This window comes from Streptomyces sp. NPDC059853 (genome assembly GCF_042731495.1).
Lineage (GTDB): Bacteria > Actinomycetota > Actinomycetes > Streptomycetales > Streptomycetaceae > Streptomyces.
Genome location: NZ_JBHWJL010000513.1, coordinates 1 through 1,992, shown reverse-complemented (window position 1 = coordinate 1,992; position 1,992 = coordinate 1). Strand labels below are relative to the sequence as shown.

Sequence of the window (1,992 nt, the reverse complement as noted above, 5' to 3'; positions counted from 1 at the left end):
GGGGGGGGGTGCGGGGGTTGCGCCCCCCCGGCCCCGGGTGTGTGCGGCGGTGGTCCCACGGCGGCCGCCGGGACGCCGCGGCGCACCGGGTGGTGGCGCGGTGGTCGCCGGGGCGTCCTGTGGGGGTGGGGCGATGGTCGTGCTGGACGCGCGTAGCACCCCGCCGTGCGTGGCAGGATCACGACAACGCGCGTCCGTGCCGCGGACGTTCCCCTCCGGCGAGAGGCCCCCACATGTCCGATCCCGCCCCCACCGCCACCGCCCCGGCCCCGCTGCCCGCCCGCTCCGCGCGCTTCCGCCGGGTGCTGCTGCCGGGCGCCGTCGCCACCGCGCTCGCGGCGGTGCTGCTCGCGCCGCTGCCGCGGGCCACCGCCGCGGACGACGCCTACTACCAGGACGCGCAGGGCAAGACCGGCGCCCCGCTGAAGCAGGCCCTGCACGACATCATCAGCGAGGACACCACCCAGCTGACGTACTCCCAGGTGTGGGAGGCCCTCAAGGTCACCGACGCCGATCCCGCCCGGCCGGGGAACGTGGTGCTCCTCTACAGCGGCATCTCCCGCAGCGCCTCCAGCAACGGCGGCAACACCGGCCAGTGGAACCGCGAACACGTCTGGCCGCAGTCGCACGGCGACTTCGGCACCGCGCCGGGCCCCGGCACCGACCTGCACCATCTGCGGCCCGAGGACGTACAGGTCAACGGCGCGCGCGGGAACAAGGACTTCGACAAGGGCGGCAGCCCGGTCGCCAACGCCCCGGGCAACTACACCGACTCCGACTCCTGGGAGCCCCGGGACGCGGTCAAGGGCGATGTCGCCCGCATGGTGTTCTACATGGCGGTGCGCTACGAGGGCGGCGACGGCTTCGCCGACCTGGAGCTGAACGACACGGCGGGCAACGGCAGCGTGCCCTACCTCGGCCGGCTCTCCGTTCTCAAGGAGTGGCACGAGCAGGACCCGCCGGACGCGGCGGAGAAGCGGCGCAACGACGTGATCTTCGAGGACTACCAGAACAACCGCAACCCGTTCATCGACCACCCGGAGTGGGTCGAGGCCATCTGGTGAGCCGGCGGCGGGCCCGGTGCGCGGGCCGTCCGGTCCGGCCACCGGGCCCGCCGCTCCGGCCCGCGGCGTATCGTTCCGCCCCATGGGACTGCGCTTCGACACACGGCGGTCCGACTCACCGTGGGTCGACACCGTGTGGACCTGTACGAGCGGGCGGACCACGGCGATGACCTCCGTCGCCGGGGTGCGCTGGGGCCTGGTGTTCTGGGCCCGGGACGGCCGGGCGTACGCGGCCGTCACCGGCCCCGAGACCAGCACCGGCACGGCCCCGGTACCGGAGGGCGCGGCGTTCACCGGCATCGAGTTCGCCCTCGGCACCTCGCTGCGGGCCGTACCCACCCCGGCCCTGGTCGACGGCGGTGTGGAACTCCCCGACACCACACGCCGGATGTTCCGGCTGGACGGCACCCGCTGGGAGACACCGGGACCCGACGACGCCGAGGCGCTGGTCGCGCGGCTCGTCCGGGCCGGGGCCGTCGTCCGTGACCCGCTCGTGGCCGGGGTGCTGCGGGGCGAGCGGCCCGCCGTGTCGGACCGTACCGTCGAACGCCGCTTCCGGGCCGCGACCGGGCTGACGCGCGGCGCCGTCCGGCAGATCGAGCGGGCTCGCACGGCGGCCGAACTGCTGGCGGCCGGCGAGCGGGCCGCCGATGTCGTCGCGAAGCTCGGCTATTTCGACGAGCCGCACCTGGCCCGGGCGCTGCGCTCCTACGTCGGGCGCACGGCCCGGCAACTGCGCGAGGGGAGCGGCGGAGCGATCGCCCTCGACCTGGATCAGCGCCGGACGTCGTAGACCAGCTTCAGGATGCCGTTCGGGTAGCTCTGCGACTCCCGCAGCGTGAGCATCTGCTTGTCGCGGTCGGCCCGGCCGAACAGGCTCTTCCCGGCACCGAGGAGGACGGGGAAGAGCAGCAGGTTGTACTGGTCC

2 protein-coding genes are annotated in these 1,992 nt (G+C 74.6%); both read left to right on the top strand.

What is annotated here, in order from left to right; all coding sequences use genetic code 11:
- Window positions 1–233: 233 nt before the first annotated feature.
- Window positions 234–1,064 (top strand): endonuclease I family protein, encoded by an 831-nt coding sequence (locus ACFV5N_RS27425; RefSeq protein ID WP_385605123.1) that lies wholly within the window; start codon window positions 234–236, stop codon window positions 1,062–1,064.
- Between the two features lie 82 nt (window positions 1,065–1,146).
- On the top strand, window positions 1,147–1,857 hold the full coding sequence (locus ACFV5N_RS27420) for a helix-turn-helix domain-containing protein (protein WP_385605120.1): 711 nt from the start codon (window positions 1,147–1,149) through the stop codon (window positions 1,855–1,857).
- The last annotated feature ends 135 nt before the right edge of the window (window positions 1,858–1,992 follow it).